Annotated in this window: 17 protein-coding genes; 10 read left to right on the forward strand and 7 right to left on the reverse strand. The window is 48.0% G+C overall.

Annotation, left to right across the window (positions count from 1 at the left end):
- Positions 1–120 precede the first annotated feature (120 nt).
- The 5 genes from ACY2RR_RS04680 to norV all read right to left on the reverse strand — a co-directional run bounded on the left by ACY2RR_RS04680 (position 121) and on the right by norV (position 4,750).
- Positions 121–981 carry a hypothetical protein gene (locus ACY2RR_RS04680; RefSeq protein ID WP_490106983.1) on the reverse strand — a complete coding sequence of 287 codons (861 nt, stop codon included), beginning with the start codon at positions 979–981 and terminating at the stop codon, positions 121–123.
- 108 nt (positions 982–1,089) lie between these two features.
- On the reverse strand, positions 1,090–1,425 hold the full coding sequence (locus ACY2RR_RS04685) for a TehB family protein (RefSeq protein WP_490106984.1): 336 nt from the start codon (positions 1,423–1,425) through the stop codon (positions 1,090–1,092).
- A gap of 48 nt (positions 1,426–1,473) precedes the next feature.
- Complete coding sequence (locus ACY2RR_RS04690; RefSeq protein ID WP_490106985.1) at positions 1,474–2,043, reverse strand: class I SAM-dependent methyltransferase; 570 nt, start codon at positions 2,041–2,043, stop codon at positions 1,474–1,476.
- A 47-nt stretch (positions 2,044–2,090) separates the two neighbouring features.
- Positions 2,091–3,248: an NADH:flavorubredoxin reductase NorW gene (gene norW / locus ACY2RR_RS04695; protein WP_490106986.1), complete on the reverse strand. Its 1,158-nt coding sequence runs from the start codon at positions 3,246–3,248 to the stop codon at positions 2,091–2,093.
- Positions 3,245–4,750: an anaerobic nitric oxide reductase flavorubredoxin gene (norV, locus tag ACY2RR_RS04700; protein WP_490106987.1), complete on the reverse strand. Its 1,506-nt coding sequence runs from the start codon at positions 4,748–4,750 to the stop codon at positions 3,245–3,247. Before norV ends, norW begins: the two co-directional genes overlap by 4 nt.
- A 208-nt stretch (positions 4,751–4,958) precedes the next feature.
- On the opposite strand from norV, the gene norR reads away from it, so the two are divergent.
- The 4 genes from norR (at position 4,959) to ACY2RR_RS04720 (ending at position 9,514) form a co-directional block, all read left to right on the forward strand.
- Complete coding sequence (gene norR / locus ACY2RR_RS04705) at positions 4,959–6,512, forward strand: nitric oxide reductase transcriptional regulator NorR (RefSeq protein ID WP_490106988.1); 1,554 nt, start codon at positions 4,959–4,961, stop codon at positions 6,510–6,512.
- 73 nt (positions 6,513–6,585) lie between these two features.
- Entirely contained in the window at positions 6,586–8,565 is a 1,980-nt protein-coding gene (locus ACY2RR_RS04710) for a hypothetical protein (RefSeq protein WP_490106989.1), read from the forward strand.
- A 66-nt stretch (positions 8,566–8,631) separates the two neighbouring features.
- Complete coding sequence (locus tag ACY2RR_RS04715) at positions 8,632–9,057, forward strand: secondary thiamine-phosphate synthase enzyme YjbQ (RefSeq protein WP_490106990.1); 426 nt, start codon at positions 8,632–8,634, stop codon at positions 9,055–9,057.
- Positions 9,058–9,268: 211 nt separating this feature from the next.
- Positions 9,269–9,514, forward strand: coding sequence for a hypothetical protein (locus tag ACY2RR_RS04720; protein WP_490106991.1), 246 nt, complete (start codon positions 9,269–9,271; stop codon positions 9,512–9,514).
- A 65-nt stretch (positions 9,515–9,579) separates the two neighbouring features.
- Here ACY2RR_RS04720 and selD read toward each other — a convergent pair whose 3' ends face one another.
- The gene (gene selD, locus ACY2RR_RS04725) at positions 9,580–10,620 is read right to left on the reverse strand and encodes a selenide, water dikinase SelD (RefSeq protein ID WP_490106992.1); all 1,041 of its coding nucleotides are present in this window, start codon (positions 10,618–10,620) and stop codon (positions 9,580–9,582) included.
- Between the two features lie 60 nt (positions 10,621–10,680).
- Positions 10,681–11,547 (reverse strand): methyltransferase domain-containing protein, encoded by an 867-nt coding sequence (locus tag ACY2RR_RS04730; RefSeq protein ID WP_490106993.1) that lies wholly within the window; start codon positions 11,545–11,547, stop codon positions 10,681–10,683.
- Between the two features lie 181 nt (positions 11,548–11,728).
- On the opposite strand from ACY2RR_RS04730, the gene ACY2RR_RS04735 reads away from it, so the two are divergent.
- The 6 genes from ACY2RR_RS04735 (at position 11,729) to ACY2RR_RS04760 (ending at position 17,352) form a co-directional block, all read left to right on the forward strand.
- On the forward strand, positions 11,729–12,823 hold the full coding sequence (locus ACY2RR_RS04735) for a glycerol dehydrogenase (RefSeq protein ID WP_490106994.1): 1,095 nt from the start codon (positions 11,729–11,731) through the stop codon (positions 12,821–12,823).
- A gap of 163 nt (positions 12,824–12,986) precedes the next feature.
- Positions 12,987–13,892, forward strand: a complete 906-nt coding sequence (locus tag ACY2RR_RS04740) for a sterol desaturase family protein (protein WP_490106995.1) — start codon at positions 12,987–12,989, stop codon at positions 13,890–13,892.
- Positions 13,889–14,257, forward strand: a complete 369-nt coding sequence (locus ACY2RR_RS04745) for a hypothetical protein (protein ID WP_490106996.1) — start codon at positions 13,889–13,891, stop codon at positions 14,255–14,257. Before ACY2RR_RS04740 ends, ACY2RR_RS04745 begins: the two co-directional genes overlap by 4 nt.
- 12 nt (positions 14,258–14,269) lie before the next feature.
- On the forward strand, positions 14,270–14,590 hold the full coding sequence (locus tag ACY2RR_RS04750; RefSeq protein ID WP_490106997.1) for an Mpo1-like protein: 321 nt from the start codon (positions 14,270–14,272) through the stop codon (positions 14,588–14,590).
- Between the two features lie 240 nt (positions 14,591–14,830).
- Positions 14,831–15,772 carry a dihydrodipicolinate synthase family protein gene (locus ACY2RR_RS04755; protein WP_490106998.1) on the forward strand — a complete coding sequence of 314 codons (942 nt, stop codon included), beginning with the start codon at positions 14,831–14,833 and terminating at the stop codon, positions 15,770–15,772.
- A gap of 308 nt (positions 15,773–16,080) precedes the next feature.
- Positions 16,081–17,352: a dicarboxylate/amino acid:cation symporter gene (locus ACY2RR_RS04760; RefSeq protein WP_490106999.1), complete on the forward strand. Its 1,272-nt coding sequence runs from the start codon at positions 16,081–16,083 to the stop codon at positions 17,350–17,352.
- Positions 17,353–17,500: the final 148 nt, after the last annotated feature.

A 17,500-nucleotide genomic window follows, 5' to 3' on the forward strand; every position in this document is an offset into this window, starting at 1 on the left:
TACACATAACGTGTGAGAAATAGAATTCACACATAGTAATCGGGGCCTCCTTTTTAAGTTAACTGGTGAATGGAGCGGGTAGGTTATTGATTGGCTTCTCCCATGTCTATAGCAAGACAGCTACATTACAGGGTTAACGGATAAGTAGATAACCCGACCATGCACCTGCATATGGTCTGAAGCAACGCCTTTAAGCTTCTGGAAAAACAAAGATGTGATATCCAGAAAACGTTCCAGTTTTACTGACTTAATACGTACGGCTAATTGGCTGCTTGCCTCGTCCAACCAGACATAACCACTGCCAGATATCAGACCTTTTAGTGGCGAACCGTTAATTGTTACTGCAACTCGCAAATTAAAGTGCAATCGATTCCGGTCTACCCGAATGTCCAGATTATGAATACTGCTGTCTTTTTTCTTTCCCTGACTCGGAGTAGCAACATTGGCAGACAGGTCATTGGCAAAGTTACTCAGTGTTCGCTCACCACGCTCAACCGAATTCAATCGTTTCAGGTTCATACGCCCACTTTGCAGGCAAAGTTTGAGTGCTAGAAAACTGCCTGGCAGATCAGCATCAGAACGGCAGTTCAGACGAAACCCTTCCATTGTCAGATAACCGCGGGGTTCTACTCCATGAAAACGGGTAAAGTCAATTTCCAATATTCCGGTATCACTAAGCAGGTTGAAGTTTTTCATCTCACCGGTTGCCTGATCACTGAAGGTGCCGATGGCATCGGTATAGGGGATAGAGAAGTCGGTAAACACCAGCTGGTATTGATGTTTGCTGGCATCATGCAATAACTCGAACTTACGGTTGTTGCCTTTCGATTGCCCCTGATAAGTAACAGAAGAAACAGTGCCCACACCGCCTGGTTTGGCGTAAAGAAGATTAAGCCCTGACAATTCCAGCTTTTCACTGCTTGCAAAAGAAAAAGTGCTACCCAGAACGAGCAACAACACGGGGAGATAAACACATTTCATCGGGAATCCTTTCCCCTGAATCTTTTGAAATTTTTGGGTATGACTTCAAAAGCTTAGACGGTGCCCGCCACACACAACAGGCACCGCTCTATTACTGCCCCACTCTAATCAGCGGGATGCATACAGTGGCTGATCCTTTTTATCAGTCGCAGACCAGAAGTTAATGTTGAACTGTGCATCATCGCTGATCTCGATGCGGTGCCAGTACTGTGGAGGGCTGGTTGCGAACTGGCCTGCATTGATTACAACTTTCACTTCCGGAGTTTCTGTTTCAGCATCTGGGAAGCCAAAGTAAGTAACTGTGCCTTCCATTACGCACAGCTGGCCGAATACGCCTTCAGCCGTGTTGTGATGGGACAGCAGGGCCGCTGGTACATTATCTTTAGTGAAGAATGGAGTGGAACGCTGAATAGTCCAATCGGCTGGGATTCTGTGATGGCTCATGGTGAATACCTCTTAGAAAACAGTAAATCAGGCTGACTAAGCCAATATTTATTGGGGCTTACGAAAGCGAAGGATGTAATGATCCGGGCAACCGGTCATATCCATGTCTTCAACTTCAAATCCAGCAGCTGTTACCTCATTCACAGCCTGCTGGGGCGTTACCCGGGCATGGTTTCCACGAAAATCAACAAACATCACCTGAGTATTGTGATCGATTTGTTGGAACATATTGGCGAGAAATACATCTCGCTCTTTTATAAATCTGTATACGTTGGCCAGGAACACCACATCCAGACCACCGGGCAAACATGGGTCAGCAAGCTGACTCAGGCCGGTTTCCACATTGTTGCGCTGCTCTTCGGCAAAACGGTTGTCCATGTAGCCAACCATATTGGGCTCGGCATCCAGTGCATAGATCTTTCCTTCTGGCAGAAGATCTGCGAACTGACTGGAAAAGTAGCCGGTTCCGGCGCCCACATCCGCGATTACCATGTGAGGTTTCAGATCCAGCGTGTTCAAAATATGTGAGGTGCGTTGCCACTCTTCACGGTTGGCTGAATCAAAAATTTCGCTCAGGCGTTCCGCTTCGGTAAAACTGATTGGCTTAGGCTGTACCATATTTGCTCTCTTGCTTTAAAAGCTCTTACTTCTTGTTATCTGAACGCTTAACCAAGCATCAGCGGCAGCTGACGCAGCAGCGGAAACGACTCGGACATGCGCGACTCTGTAGTCACAAAACCTGCAAACTGTTCATCAGGGGTGTAAGCACGGGCAACCATACCCATATCATTGCTTTCCACCTGCCAAACCAGATCGTCTCCGGATGTATTACCACTGAACTGCATTGGCAACAGTGGTGTTTTAATGTTCACCATCATGGCTGGCAGGCTCAGAGTGGCCTCATCACCCAGAAGAGTTTTAGCCAGCAGACCTGCGCTCAGCATAATAGGCTGCAGGAATGGCAGAACCTTGCCTTCAATCTCTGCGCAGTCACCCAGTGCATAAATATCAGTGCGGGAAGTCTGCAACTGTCGGTCTACACAGATGCCACGTTCAGTTTTAATACCGGCCTGCTTTGCCAGCCGAACTTCAGGTTTCAGGCCTGCTGCGGAGATAACAGCATCCACTTCATAGCTACGACTATTCTCAAAAGTGACTTCCAGCGCATCACCTTTGTGGTTGATGCTGGAAATCACGGTCTCCAGCTCCATCTGACAGCGCTGACCAATCAATACCTGCAACAGGCGGGATGAAAGGAAGCTGGGCAGCATACGAGGCATCAGTCGTGGCGCACGGTCAGTCATGATCACGTCCCGACCAGAGCTGGCCAGATCCATAGCGATCTCGGTACCCACCAGGCCGCCACCGATTACCATAACTCGCTTGGCGTTGCTGAGCCGCTCCTGCCCGACACGGTATTCATCAAGGCTGTTCAGGGTAATGATCTCATCAACCGCATCACCTTCGACGGTTGGAATAAAAGGCTTTGCACCTGTTGCCAGAACCAGCTTGTCGTAAGCCAGAGTCTGACCATTGGCAACAATGCTCTTGGCCGCCGGATAGATGGCTTCTACCCGGGTCTGGCTCAGCAGCTTAATGTTCTGCTGTTCGGCAAACTCAGCGCCTTTCATCTTCACCATATCGTCCGCAGTCATTTTGCGGGTAAACACATGGCTCAGCTCAGGCTTGGTGTAATCATCACCATTGGACGCAGTCACAACTGTAATGGGCAACTCGGCAGATTGCTTACGCAGCATTCTTACCAGGTGGTAGGCAGCAAAGCCGCTGCCTACGATAACAATTCCATGTTCCTGCTGGGTCATGCCACATTCTCCTCAGCGATCACTGCAAACACATCCTTACCAAGGCTGCATTCTGGGCAGAGGAAGTAATCTGGTACTTCGCTCCAAGGCGTACCGGGAGCAACACCCTGGTTTGGCTCACCCAGCTCAGGATCGTAAACCCACTGGCAAACTGTACAGATCATACAATCACAGCTAGCAGCTTTGCTTTCTTCTTTCGCTTCAACAGGTGCAGAGCCGGAGCAGCAAGACTGCTTTGCAGCTTCCACGTCAGCAACTGGTTCTTTGCGATCAAGAACGGGGCGTATAACTTCTTCTGAGAGGTCACGCTGTGCCCATAGGCGAGCCAGCTTACGACCATGTGCACGACACTCAGCAATCGCTTTACCGTCTGGCTTCCACTTGGACTTCAAACCTTCCGCAGTTTCAAAACCGGCATCAGTCAGGCGGGCGTGAATGCGGTCTACAGCACCACCATTCCAACCATAGCTACCGAAAGCGCCAGCCCACTTGTTCTTGAAGCGCAGGCCAGTAATTTCTTCCAGCATGCCGGCAACCTTTGGCATCATTACATTGTTCATGGTGGAAGAACCCACCAGCACAGCCTTGGAACGGAACACGTTAGCCAGAATTTCGTTCTTATCGTGACGGGACACATTGAACACTTTCACGGCCACCTGAGAATCCACTTCGTGGATGCCCTGGGCAATGGCATCTGCCATCATGCGGGTGTTGTTGGACATGGAGTCGTAGAAGATAGTGATGCGATCTTCCTGGTAATCCTGTGCCCACTCCATGTACTTTTCGATGATCTGGGTTGGGTTCTCACGCCATACACAGCCGTGGGAAGTGGCAACCATATCCACAGGCAGGTTAAAGCTCAGAACTTCTTTGATTTTGGCAACCACCAGAGAACTGAATGGCGTCAGGATGTTGGAGTAATAACGCAGGCACTGCTCCATCAGTTCGCCCTGATCAATCTCGTCGTTGAACAGACGTTCATCACAGTAGTGCTGACCAAAAGCATCATTACTGAACAGTACGGCGTCGCCAGTCATGTAAGTCATCATGCTGTCTGGCCAGTGCAGCATAGGCGCTTCAACAAATACCAGCTGCTTGCCGTTACCCAGATCCAGACTGTCGCCAGTCTTAACTGTGTTGAAGTTCCACTCAGGATGATGGTGGTGACCTACAATGGAGTCGATCGCATTTTCAGTGCAATAGATTGGCGTGTTAGGAATCCGGGACATCAGCTCGGACAAAGCACCGGAGTGATCTTCTTCAGCGTGGTTGATAACGATGTAGTCGATCTCGTTCAGATCAATTTCCTGTTCCAGGTTCAGGATAAATTCACGGCTGAACTTGCTGTCGACGGTGTCAATCAGCACAGTCTTCTCTTCACGGATCAGGTAGCTGTTGTAGCTGGTGCCTTTGGTGGTTTTGTACTCGGTACCGTGGAAGTCACGGATTTCCCAGTCACGTTGGCCAACCCAGTGAATGTTGTTTTTGATGTGCAGTGTCATAGCGATGTCTCCGGTGGGAAGGGCGAGGTAAGTCTCAAGCCCTTCGCAATAAATTCTTAAGTTACTTCCACTAGAGCACATGCCGTGCCAACTTTTATTTCCTTGATTTTAAAGGACTTTTTAAAACGACACTGTCATAATGACACACGCAAAACATTGTCAATACGACAGTGATTGTGTTTTTGACAGTCTTCGGATTTATAAAAATATGCAGTACCACCAGCGGATTGATCTCACCAAACTGGCGCTGGAAATGACTTCTGGTCTTTCCTCGCAGGATCGCTTTGGCCGTATGCTCGCCATTGTCAGAGATCTGTTTGATTGTGAAGCCTCGGCTCTGCTGGCTTTTCAGGAACATAAGTTTGTTCCTCTCTCCATTGATGGTTTAGCGCCAGATGTTCTTGGGCGGCACTTCTCACTGGAAGAACACCCAAGACTCGAAGCCATTGCCCGCGCCGGAGATATTGTTCGCTTCCCGGCAGACAGTGACTTACCTGATCCTTATGACGGTCTTATCCCTTCTCTTGAAGGTGAACTGAAAGTTCATGCCTGTGTGGGTTTACCGCTGATTGCCAATGAACGGCTGATTGGCGCGCTAACCATTGATGGTTTTTCCGCTGACCAGTTCGATGACTTCAGTGATGATGAATTACGTACAGTCAGCGCTATCGCTTCCGCATCTTTAAATAACGCTCTACTTATGGAGAAACTGGAGAATCAGGCTGTAGGCTTCTCCAGCCCTCAGCAAGACCAGCAGGCGTCACCCAGCACCATCAAACAGGTTCAAATGATTGGCCAGTCTGTTTCCATGCAGATGCTTAGAAAAGAAATTGAAGTAGTTGCCAGCACAGATATGACAACCCTGATTCTTGGGGAAACCGGCACAGGTAAAGAGTTGGTTGCCGGTACAATCCACAACCAGTCAGCCAGAGCAGAAAACCCAATGGTTTACCTGAACTGTGCGGCACTTCCAGAATCTGTAGCGGAAAGCGAACTCTTTGGTCATGTAAAAGGCGCTTTCACCGGAGCCATCAGCCATCGTAAAGGTAAATTTGAACTGGCTGATGGTGGCACACTGTTTTTGGATGAAGTGGGTGAACTCAGCCTCTCTCTTCAATCAAAACTATTACGAGTATTGCAGTACGGAGACCTGCAGCGGGTAGGCGACGACAGCAGCCTGAAAGTAAACACCCGCATTGTTGCCGCAACCAACCGGGATTTAAAAAGAGAGGTCAGTGAAGGGCGATTCCGAGCAGACTTATATCATCGCCTGAGCGTATTCCCGATTCATGTTCCACCGTTGCGAGATAGAGGTGAAGATGCGGTGGTACTGGCCGGATTCTTTATTGAGAAATGTCGTGCGCAACTGGGGCTTCGTCATCTCAGCCTGAGTGCCTCCTGCCACCAGCGACTGCTGGAGTATTCCTGGCCTGGTAATGTTCGTGAGCTGGAACACTGTATTCACCGCGCTGCCATCCTGGCACGCTCAGAAGCGATTGATGAATATGTGATGATTTTGCCGGAGCATTTTAATTTAAAAGGGGAACAAGTCGGCCTTAAGAAAGTTCCTACAGCCTCCTCCGCACAGGAACTCTCATTATCCCGGCTCGACAACCTCCGAGAGGCAACTGATAACTTTCAACGCCAGTTAATCAGTGTTGCGCTGAAAGAAAACAAGAATAACTGGGCTGCTACAGCCAAGAAGCTAAGTGTTGATGCAGGTAATTTGCACAGGTTGGCTAAACGTCTTGGCTTAAAGTAAACCTCTGTCGTTTACACCGGAAAGAAAGAAATCAGCGCCTATACTTCCCGGCTTTTTTCAGCCCGAAAGAATCATGAAGCTCTCTGTGCGCCTCTCTGCTGGCCTTCTACTTTTAATGCTTATTTCCCTCAATCTGCACGCCACAGAAGAAAAGACTTATTACATATCGAACGGCTTGTACTTTCTTATAGATAAGTCATTCAAGGGTGACACCTGTGCCATTCCCAATAGCCAGCTTGTTGGTTTACCTGAAGGAAAACACATTAATGGAGAGATGGGCACATATGCTTGTTCCTCAAGTTCCTCAACAAAATGCACTTCCTCTATTTGCTCTGGCTGCGATAAACGCCTCCCCCATTGCCCACGTTCCTCCTGTAAACATAAACCCAAACGGTTTGCTTATCCGGTTGGAGGGGAGAAGGCAGAAGCTATTAAAGATGCAGAAGTGACCTGTCCAATCGAAGGGTGTCCAACGGAAAACCCATTTGCCATTCGAAACATACCCAAACACCTGCAGGATGTGCATCCAACTACTGTCAGTATGGAGGAAAGCAGTAGTGAATCTGACTGGTTTGATTGTCCAGATTGCGACACGTCAGTTTACTCAGCAGGCAGAACTCTTCACAAAAACTTCTGCCCATCTCTATGCAAGGAGTGTGAAGAATTCAAAACAAAGGATGCCAAGGACGTAAGGCTATCTGAGGAATACCTCACCCATAGAAAGTCTGCCTGTGCCGCTTATGCAACCCAGTGTAAAATTTGTGATGCTTGGGTTATGCGAGAAAGAGCGAACTGTCACCTGCAATCGGAGTGTGCCCCAAAAGTTCTGTCGCAACTTGCACATAAAATACCTGAAACCGCCGCTCCAGAATTAAAGGCCGTATCAAAAGCGACAACAGCTCTGGGGGCACTTACTCATCAGCTATCCCGAGAGGTAGGTGAACAAAAAAGACGAGCAGAAATGCTTGACACTAAACTGCAACAGCTTCAAGAAACTTACAACGCTACATGCGCGGGACTAGATATTGCCGTTGGCCAAAAGTGCCAGGAAATAGCTCTTCAAATGCAATTATTGGAAGCCAAACTTACAGGCCAATTGCCTGCAGGGGTTGTTCTTACGGCACCGCAGGAAAGCATTACTACTAGCACTTCTTCACTAACAGATGGTGATGCTACAGAAGGGGTAACAACGTCAGAAGCTGAGGATATACACCACCTTACTATACCTACTAGTGACTCCAACTCTTCCCTATCTTCACAAGCTAAGCCAGCTTATGACGAAAAAGATGAAAGGGCTGAGCTCGAAGAAGCGACAGAGATCTTTGAACCAGCCCCATCGTCCTGGGATATAGAGGTCACATCACATGTAAGACTCAGACCCTTAGGCATAGAACCTGCAATCTGGCCTCCGGTTGGAGGAGAACAGCATCCGAACCCTCAAGATCTTATTTATGGCCGTCAATTTGGAGGACAGTCGACAGAGCTAAAACCAGAGCTTTGCTTTCTCGTCAAAGTGCCAGAGGACGTAACAAGCTATAAGAAGATGCAGTATTTGCCATCCTTTGTATTAGTTCCAAAAGCTCTCGACAAGCAGAGCCAGATGGCTCACATGGCGGTTGTACTCAGAAAACGTGAAACAAGGTTCAATCTCACGCTACATTACTCCAAGAATACCCCCCTTCACCATAATGTTAAAAATCTATTTACCTGGTCTGGTTTTCTGAATAAATCAGGGCTTATCGATGCAAAAAGTACCAACCCTCCACACCACTTAGAGGCTTGGCCTGTTGAGCCTGAACCGTCACCAGATATTCCATGGCACGAGAGAGGCTCATACTTCTCAAAAGGCTGGGCTTTTAAATTCTTTCAAGATACTCCGGAGAATGAACTACTCATTGTCGAGCTTAATGATGAAAAATACCTTGTATTCGTGCTTGCCATTAATCTATCTGAAGATAGCTTTAGTACAGTCCCAGACGCCAGATACAAAGAGCAGGAAGATCAACTTTTGTCGGATGAACCGCCAGCAAAACGTTTCAAAGAAGATTCATGAATCTCTAACAATCACCAGCGTGTGGAGTATATTTCCATGTGAACTTGGTATTTGCGGAACTCAGATATGTGGCAGCAAAAACTTATTCGCCTGACTCCCTACCCTCGGGGCTATCACCTGATTACCCATGAAATCATCCATCACCTGCCAGAACTGAAGGATTATGAAATCGGGTTACTGAACCTGTTTATTCAACATACTTCCGCCTCTCTCACAATTAATGAAAATGCCGACCCTTCTGTTCGTGAGGATATGGAGTGCCATATAAATAAACTCGTTCCTGACAATGAACCCCACTACCTCCATCAGGATGAAGGCCCGGATGATATGCCAGCCCACATCAAAAGCAGCCTGATGGGGGCAGGAGTTGTTATTCCAATTCGCAATGGAAAACTGGCTTTAGGCACCTGGCAAGGCATTACCTTAGGGGAGCATAGAATCCACGGCGGACACCGCCAAATCGTCGCAACCATTCAGGGTCAGAAATTCTGACCGAAATTAACTGGATTGTGTGTCAGATCGGGGATTGAAAAAATTCTGTAAGAAATTATTGGCAAGATTGAAGAAAAGGAATTATAAATGGAAATGCGCGACATGAAGTCAGCGCTAACAATAAAAATAATAAAACACGGTGACACACGAAACTTCACGGAATTATCCAGTGGGGCAGGGTGGAGCCACCAGTAACCAAGAGGACTGGACTATGGCACGGAAAAAGCCAGCAAAAAAAGCGAAAGCTAATGAGGGACCAGATTTTTCCTATCTTGGAAGTAAGGATGAATCTCCGGATGAACGCACTGTCGAATCCCGCCGACGGCTAAGAGAAATGATGAGTGCCCAGATTGAAGAATATCTGGCCAAAGGCGGAAAAATTGAGGAAGTCCCCTCAAACGTAATCTCTGACCCGCCCAAGAAACCCGAATCCAACTACGGCAACAGGCCTATCTGATTCTCTCACAGGATAGAACCTGTCCGACAAGGCCCGCGCTTATGCGGGCCTTTTAGTTACCACTATTAAATCACCGCAATCGGTGAATGCTCTCCAGATTCTCCAGCCTTCAGCTCTCCAACACATTCCAGAGTCAAACCGTAACGCTTACCAGCATCCAGTAATTCCTGTTCATATTGAGAAGAAACCGCTACCAGCAAACCTCCACTGGTTTGAGGGTCACACAAAACCTGCTTTTGGCGATCAGTCAACTCCGGCAGCTTGTGCCCATAACTGGCATGGTTACGACCGGTACCGCCGGGTACACAGCCAAGGTGTCGATAATGCTCAACTTCTGGCAGCAGTGGAACTGCGCCCTCTTTAATCACAGCACTGACACCACTACCTTCACAGATTTCCAGAAGGTGCCCCAGAAATCCAAAACCCGTTACATCAGTCATGGCAGATACACCAGGAATCCGGGCAAACTCTGCACCAGGTTTATTCAGTGTGCACATGGCATCACGGGCAATATGAGTATGTTCCGGTGCAATTTTCTTTTGTTTCTCTGCTGTGGTCAGAATACCAATACCCAAAGGTTTGGTTAGGTAGAGTTTATCTCCGGCTTTAGCTGTGTCGTTCTGCTTTAGATTTTCAAGAGCAACCCGCCCGGTCACTGCCAGTCCAAAAATAGGCTCAGGGGCATCAATACTGTGTCCACCGGCAAGAGGGATTCCGGCATCAAGGCAGGCCTGACGACCGCCATCAACAACCTTTCTTGCTACATCTGGCCCAAGAACATTCACTGGCCAGCCAAGAATGGCAATCGCCATCATCGGGGTTCCACCCATGGCATAAATATCACTGATGGCATTTGTGGCTGCGATTCGGCCGAAATCAAATGGATCATCCACAATCGGCATAAAAAAGTCGGTGGTACTGATAACACCTTCGCCGTTGCCCATATCAAAAACAGCGGCATCATCTTTAGATGCATTGCCAACCAGCAGGCCGGGGAAGTCAGGCAATTGAAGGTCACTCTTCAAAATCTGATCAAGAACCTGAGGAGAAATTTTGCAGCCGCAACCGGCACCATGACTGTATTCAGTGAGTTTAATTTCACTCATGGGGTAACCCTTAATTAGGAAGCTCCGTTCAATAGGGAGCGAAGCCGCCAACTCTAACGCTCAGGAAGGTTTTCTGCCAGTTGTTGTGATACGTACAAGCCCCCACCAGCGAGCATCGTTATTTTTAAAGCGCGCCGTAACCTGATCGTATCTTTTTTCATCAAAGCCATGTTTCAGTAGCAGCGGCCTGAGCTGAACCAAAGTCAGCTCTAATAGTTTCCCTTCTTCATGGTTACCACGTGTCAGAGGTGAATAGGCATGGGCATTCACATCAACAAGGCCGTTCTCCTCGAATAGAGACGCATTCCTATAGCCAGAATAAAGAGAAAAATTGTTATGTTCTTCCAGGGAATCCAACAGACTCTGCACATAGGTGTTCAGATCCGAGTCGCTGAAGAAGCTCTGGAATGAAACACCTGAAGGCAAAAGGCCAATATCCTCAATCATTAATACGCCTCCTGGTTTTAAAGCCCCCACCAGCGATTTCAAAACCTGTTCCCGTTCAGGAATGTGCATCAATACGGCTCGGGCAAAAATAAAGTCATATTGATTCGTGGGAAGATCGTCTGTAACCAGATTCTTTTTTAATACCCGAACATTCGGCAGCTTAATTTCTTCAAGAAACTTTGGCTCCATATCCAGGGCATCAACCAGCCCATCAGGCCCAACTTTATCTGCCAGCCAGCGGGTTACTCCTCCAAGCCCAGCTCCAACATCCAGGCAGTGCCAGCCTTTTTCAATACCAATCTGTTTTAACTGGGAAGATGTACCTGGGTCTAACCAGTTTTCTAACAGTGAAAGCCGTTCCTTCGCTTTATCCCACTTGTTATCCAGTGTGTACTGCTCATCAGCAAATACACTGCCTGCGAAAAAAATCAGGGCAAGAGCAACTAGAAAACGTCTCAACAAAATTCCGGAACTCTGCATTTCGAACCTCCTCCAGAAAGCAGCAGTGTAGACACCAATGCTTCAGTCTGGAGAAAAAGGCATAAAGCCCGAGATTTCCTTTTCGGCCGCGCCTGAGTTTGACCTGTAACAATTCCCCCATTTTCTCCTGTGATACAACGATGTCAGCAATACCCTAAAAGACAACAGACAGGTACATGTCATGATTACCACTGCCATTTTCCCAGGTCGTTATGTTCAAGGGGATCGTGCTCTGGAAGTTCTGGGAGAAGAAACAGAGCGTCTAGGTAAGCACGCTTTAGTTTTGCTGGACTCATTCATCAATGAACATTATGGCGACCGTATCGCCAGCATTCTCGCAGAGAAAATCGGCTTTACCTGCACAACGTTTAATGGTGAGTGCTGCAAGGAAGAGATTGAGCGCATTCAAGGATTGATCGAAAACCACACTGCCGATGTCATCATTGGTATTGGTGGCGGCAAGACTCTTGATACCGCAAAAGCGGCTGCTCACTTCACCCATCACCCGGTTATCATCGTTCCCAGCATTGCCTCCACAGACGCTCCTTGCAGTGCTCTGTCTGTTCTTTACACCGAAGCCGGTGAATTTGATTGCTACGTTATTCTTGATCGCAACCCGGATGTGGTTATTGTCGATAGTGATATTGTTGCTAAAGCACCAGCCCGCATGCTGGTTGCCGGTATGGGTGATGCCTTTGCAACCTGGTTTGAAGCAGAGCACTGCCGTCGCAATCAGGGTACTAACATGACTGGCCGCCAAGGCCCCCAGTCTGCTCTCACTCTTGCTGAACTCTGCCATGAAACCCTGCTGGAATATGGCCCAATGGCTTTGGAAGCCTGTCAGCAAAATGTTGTTACTCCTGCTCTTGAGCGCATTATTGAAGCCAACACTCTGCTCAGCGGTATTGGTTTTGAAAGTGGTGGTCTGGCAGCCGCACACGCGATCCACAACGGTTTAACTGTTCTGCCCGGCTGTCATGGTGCCCTGCACGGTGAAAAGGTTGCGCTTGGTATTCAGGCCATGATGTTCCTGAGTGATCAGGACAGCGAGATGGTTGATATGGTTTACAGCTTCTGTGAAGCCGTTGGCCTGCCAACAACCCTGGAAGCTGTCGGCCTGCACGATATTACCGACGAACAGATCATGGCTGTTGCTGAGGCCGCCTGTGCAGAAGGCGAAACCATTCACAACGAACCTTGTGAAATTAATCCACGTACCGTATTTGCGGCTCTGAAAGTGGCTAATGCGGAAGGTCTGCGCCGTCAGGGTCGATAAGCCTTTAAACACTATTCTCTTTAACCAGACAGGTGTTGTTCATACCCATGAGCTACACCTGTTTTTTATGGCCTGTTTTATTTTGAGGGTTGCAAAACTGTGAGTGTGAAATAAAATACTGGGAAACAGTGTTTCCAATAAAATAATAAAGACAGGTTACACCATGCTTGCTCCCCGTATTGTTTTCCCAGCGGTTATGGCTCTTTGCCTCACTGCTGTCTGGCTTTTGCTGCAAAATGGCGTTCACGAAGGTATTGCTGTATTTGTGGTACTTGTTCCCGGTGCGCTGACTATCGCCTTTCTTGAGAGACTGATGCCCTACCGGCAGGACTGGAATAAGTCTGATGGTGATACCAAGACCGACTTAATCCACCTGGTTATTGCTCAGATTTCCATTCCCCGGTTGATGAAACCGGTATGGCTGGCCTCTCTGGCCACAGCAACTGTCTGGGCAGGGCAAACCTTTGGCCCTGATCTCTGGCCTCATCATTGGAACATCGTCGCACAGTTGTTCCTGATTCTGGTGATTGCTGAATTCGGCCGCTATTGGTTTCACCGAGCGGCTCACAACGTCACATTCCTATGGCGCTTCCACGCCGTTCACCACAGCCCTAACCGCCTTTACTGGATGAATGCCGGACGCTTTCATCCCATCGAGAAGGTTTATCTGCTGATTCCTGAAGTTGTTCCCTTCGTTATTCTCGGCACAAATGCCGAAGCACTGGCCATGTATTTTGTCTTTAACGGGATTCATGGACTGTTCCAGCACAGTAATATTCATGTTCGCCTTGGCTGGCTGAACTACATCTTCTCGATGACTGAGTTGCACCGCTGGCACCATTCCAAGTGGATTGAAGACTCCAACAATAACTACGGCAACAACCTGATTATCTGGGACATTATTTTCGGCACCTTTTACTGGCCTAAAGGTAAAGAGGTGGAAAGCATTGGTGTTTTTAACCCGGAATATCCAAAAGGTTACCTTGGCCAGCTGGCCGCTCCATTCCAGGGTGATATTGATAAAACTTCAACCGATGGCATCTGCCACCACCAGGAGAAGCCAGTATGAGTCGTTTATCTAAATTTATGCACGGCTATGCACTGGTGTTTGCCGCTGTACTGGCTGTTGGAGAAACACTGGTCATTCTTAAAACAAATAAATACTGGCCATTATCACTGGATGATTATCTTGCCGTGCTTGCTCTCGCCGGTCTGGCACTGGCCAGTAGAAAATCACCACGTCTACTGGCGCTGATTCCTGCCGTATGGGCTTTCGTAGCCGGTAACCTTTATGCCATGCTGTTCACTCGGCTGGATCCGGTTCATGGTTCTGGTGAAAGAATTGGCCTTCTGGTTGTTGCCCTGAGCGCAGCTGTAGCAGGTATTATTGGCGCCGTTCGCGTTTGGCACAGCAATAACACTAACAATAATTAAAAGAGGCTGTTTATGAGCGAAAATACCGCAGAGAAAACGTTTAACTCATTTGCTGAGTTTTATCCTTATTATCTGGAAGAACACAGCGACCCTGTTTGCCGCGCCCTGCACTATGTTGGCAGCCTGCTGGTTCTGTCGCTGTTGGGTTATGCCATTGTCACGAGCCAGTACCAGCTACTCTGGTTTCTGCCTGTTGTCGGTTATGGCTTTGCCTGGGTTGGGCATTTTATTTTTGAGAAAAACAAACCCGCCACATTCAAATATCCGTTCTACAGCTTTATCAGTGACTGGGTAATGCTGAAAGATTTCTTTATGGGTCGCTTCCGCAAGTAACTTCTTCACCCCAGAGAATGCGCCTTGGCATTCTCTGGTAATTTTCTCTTCCCAACCTTCTCTTATTTTTTATTTTGATTTTTATCATAGATTTCTACTGTACGGTGCTGTTATAAAACGCCCCCTCGACTCTGGCACGAAGTTATAGGGATAAGTGCCAGTACTTATTTTCTCTAACAATAGAAGACCTATGTCGTACAAAGACAGCAAACTGTGTCTGGTACGCAAGGGTTAAACTTCATGAATGCATTAAAAGCACACGAGATTCGCGGCACCTGGGCGCCTCTGTTTCTGCAAATAAAAGAACACAGTGTTATCGACTTTGGCTTTATTGACGAAGAAATAGCGATAATCCAAAGGTCTGGTGTCAGCGGCGTTTATGCTGGTACAAACTCCAGTGAGTTCTTCAATCTTACTTTTACCGAATACTGCCGCTTGATTGAGCGCTTCGCCTCGTCCTGCCACAGACACGGCATTGCATATCAGTTGGGAGCCTGCCATGCACACCCTTATGAAAGCCTCGAAAGAGTGGCTGTAGCTGCTGACCACGCACCAGCGGCCATTCACTTAATTCTTCCGGACTGGGTTGAAGCCAACCGTCGGGGCGTTCTTCGATTCATGAAGGGGTGCGCCAAGAACTCACGGGATCGTGGCCTGATTCTCTGTAATCCACCAAATGCAAAAATCCAGCTAACACCAGAGGATTATCTTTGGTTAGCTAATGAAGTGCCTGAACTCGTTGGTATCAGCGCATCCGGTGGAGATGACAGCTGGTATGAAACCATGCAACCAGTTATGGAACAAATTACTGTTATGGTTCCCGGGCAATCCCTGGCAACAGGTTTGTCCAAAGGTGCCCATGGTTCCTGCTCAAGCATTGCCGGTATGAACCCCTGCGCCGCGCAGTCATGGAATGAGCTGACTCTCAGAGATCAGGATGCAGGCCTTGAACTGGAAAGGCGCATCCAGCAATTTGTGCGCGAATGTATAAATCCATTGGTCACAGAACATAACTATCCACTGCATGCCTGCAGCAAGTTTATGGCTGTTGCTTCCGGATGGTGTGACGATCTTCATCAGCGATTGCGCTGGCCATACTCCTGGGTTGAAGACAGTCATCTGGAATCTGTTCGCACCCGCGGGAAAGAGTTAATCCCAGAGTTTTTCGAGCATATCAAATAAAACAGCCCATGGAAGGAGTGAGGGCAACAAGAGCCCTCTTCCTCAAACTTACACTACGTACAACTCGCAATATTTTTTTTATTTAGGGAATTCCGCCTGTCCGCAACAGTGCCAGCAAAGCATATTTTCAAGATCAACCCACCCCCCACAGAAAATAAACCCAAATAATAAAGAAAAACAAAAAAACCTATCGAAAAGCCCTTATTTTTCAAGACCTTGTATAAATACTAATGCTTCTATAGAGTGCGCGAAATATTACTAAAACACATAAAACGTGAACATTTTTTGTTCAGGGAGACACTCATTCTATGAGCAACAATCTTGCCACTCGTATTATGATCGCCCTGGCCGCGGGTCTTCTTCTTGGCGGTTTGATTCAGTCTTTTGCAGCACCTGACGGTTTCCTGCAAACCTATCTTGTCCAGAATATTTTCGGCACCGGTGGCTCTCTGTTTGTCGCCATGATCAAGCTGGTTGTTGTACCGCTGATCTTTGTCTCCATTGTTAATGCCGTATGTTCCTTGGAAGATGTTGGCCAGTTTGGTCGTCTTGGCATGAAGACCTTCAGTCTCTACCTGGTGAACACTGTTATCGCTATTGCTGCTGCGATTGGTCTGGCAACACTTATCCAGCCCGGCTTGGGGGCCGACCTGGGTCTTGCCGATGCAACAATGAGCCTGAACATCAAAGAGCCACCTTCCATGCTGGCAATGATCGTGGGTATTGTTCCTGTTAATCCATTCAAGGCTTTTGCAGACGGCAACATCCTGCAAATCCTGTTCATGGCCATCACAACTGGTGTGGCGATTAAGAAGCTTGAGAACCATGAGACTCACAGTGCCAGCAAAGCTTTTGCGGTAGCGAACAGTGTAATGATGAAGCTGATCACCATGATCATGTCTCTGGCTCCATGGGGTGTGTTCTTCCTTACTGCCAAGCTGGGCGCGACTCTGGATACCGCCAGCATTCTGAGCGTACTGTCCTACGTTGGTACTGCCCTGGCTGTTATGGTGTTCTGGTTGTTTGTGTTCTACCCGCTGACCATCAGCCTGATTACTCGTCGCAACCCGCTGGACTTCCTGCGTCAGACTCGTGAACAGATGATGTTTGCACTGTCTACTGCCAGCTCTAACGCAACTATCCCAGTGACTCTGCGCACCCTGACCGACAAGCTGAATGTTTCCAGCCGTGTTGCCGGTTTCTCTGTACCATTGGGTGCAACCATGAATATGTCTGGGGCTGCCATTTACATGGCCGTCGCCACTATCTTTGTCGCGAATGCTTATGGCGTAGCTTTGGGTACAACTGAGCTGGTTACTCTCGGCTTTACCACTTTCCTTCTGGCTATTGCCACTGGTGGTATTCCTGGCGGCGCAGTCGTAACAACAGGTGTTCTGCTGCATACACTGGGTCTGCCTATTGAAGCACTGGGTATCATTATCGCAGTTGACCGTATCTTGGACGCAGCCTGCACCGTGGTTAACGTAGTTGGTGATACAGCTGTCAGCACCATTGTTGCTCATACAGAATCTGCATCTGAAGAGGAAGCCGCCAAACCTGGAGTTATGGCTGCTGCATAATCCGAGATAGTTATAAATAACTTATTAAAAAGCGCCTGCCGGCGCTTTTTCATTTTCTGGCCGGTCAAAAGATCAACAATCACAAATATGATTTATCAACCTCTGGTAGCAGGAGTTCTCCCAATATCGGGATACTGTCCAAGGCTGA

Source organism: Parendozoicomonas sp. 2304DJ65-17 (assembly GCF_058148445.1).

Bases quoted from the DNA above. Each gene is read 5' to 3' on its own strand.
- ACY2RR_RS04680 (WP_490106983.1), bottom strand. From the start codon at position 981: ATGAAATGTGTTTATCTCCCCGTGTTGTTGCTCGTTCTGGGTAGCACT.
- ACY2RR_RS04685 (WP_490106984.1), bottom strand. From the start codon at position 1,425: ATGAGCCATCACAGAATCCCAGCCGATTGGACTATTCAGCGTTCCACT.
- ACY2RR_RS04690 (WP_490106985.1), bottom strand. From the start codon at position 2,043: ATGGTACAGCCTAAGCCAATCAGTTTTACCGAAGCGGAACGCCTGAGC.
- norW (WP_490106986.1), bottom strand. From the start codon at position 3,248: ATGACCCAGCAGGAACATGGAATTGTTATCGTAGGCAGCGGCTTTGCT.
- norV (WP_490106987.1), bottom strand. From the start codon at position 4,750: ATGACACTGCACATCAAAAACAACATTCACTGGGTTGGCCAACGTGAC.
- norR (WP_490106988.1), top strand. From the start codon at position 4,959: ATGCAGTACCACCAGCGGATTGATCTCACCAAACTGGCGCTGGAAATG.
- ACY2RR_RS04710 (WP_490106989.1), top strand. From the start codon at position 6,586: ATGAAGCTCTCTGTGCGCCTCTCTGCTGGCCTTCTACTTTTAATGCTT.
- ACY2RR_RS04715 (WP_490106990.1), top strand. From the start codon at position 8,632: ATGTGGCAGCAAAAACTTATTCGCCTGACTCCCTACCCTCGGGGCTAT.
- ACY2RR_RS04720 (WP_490106991.1), top strand. From the start codon at position 9,269: ATGGCACGGAAAAAGCCAGCAAAAAAAGCGAAAGCTAATGAGGGACCA.
- selD (WP_490106992.1), bottom strand. From the start codon at position 10,620: ATGAGTGAAATTAAACTCACTGAATACAGTCATGGTGCCGGTTGCGGC.
- ACY2RR_RS04730 (WP_490106993.1), bottom strand. From the start codon at position 11,547: ATGCAGAGTTCCGGAATTTTGTTGAGACGTTTTCTAGTTGCTCTTGCC.
- ACY2RR_RS04735 (WP_490106994.1), top strand. From the start codon at position 11,729: ATGATTACCACTGCCATTTTCCCAGGTCGTTATGTTCAAGGGGATCGT.
- ACY2RR_RS04740 (WP_490106995.1), top strand. From the start codon at position 12,987: ATGCTTGCTCCCCGTATTGTTTTCCCAGCGGTTATGGCTCTTTGCCTC.
- ACY2RR_RS04745 (WP_490106996.1), top strand. From the start codon at position 13,889: ATGAGTCGTTTATCTAAATTTATGCACGGCTATGCACTGGTGTTTGCC.
- ACY2RR_RS04750 (WP_490106997.1), top strand. From the start codon at position 14,270: ATGAGCGAAAATACCGCAGAGAAAACGTTTAACTCATTTGCTGAGTTT.
- ACY2RR_RS04755 (WP_490106998.1), top strand. From the start codon at position 14,831: ATGAATGCATTAAAAGCACACGAGATTCGCGGCACCTGGGCGCCTCTG.
- ACY2RR_RS04760 (WP_490106999.1), top strand. From the start codon at position 16,081: ATGAGCAACAATCTTGCCACTCGTATTATGATCGCCCTGGCCGCGGGT.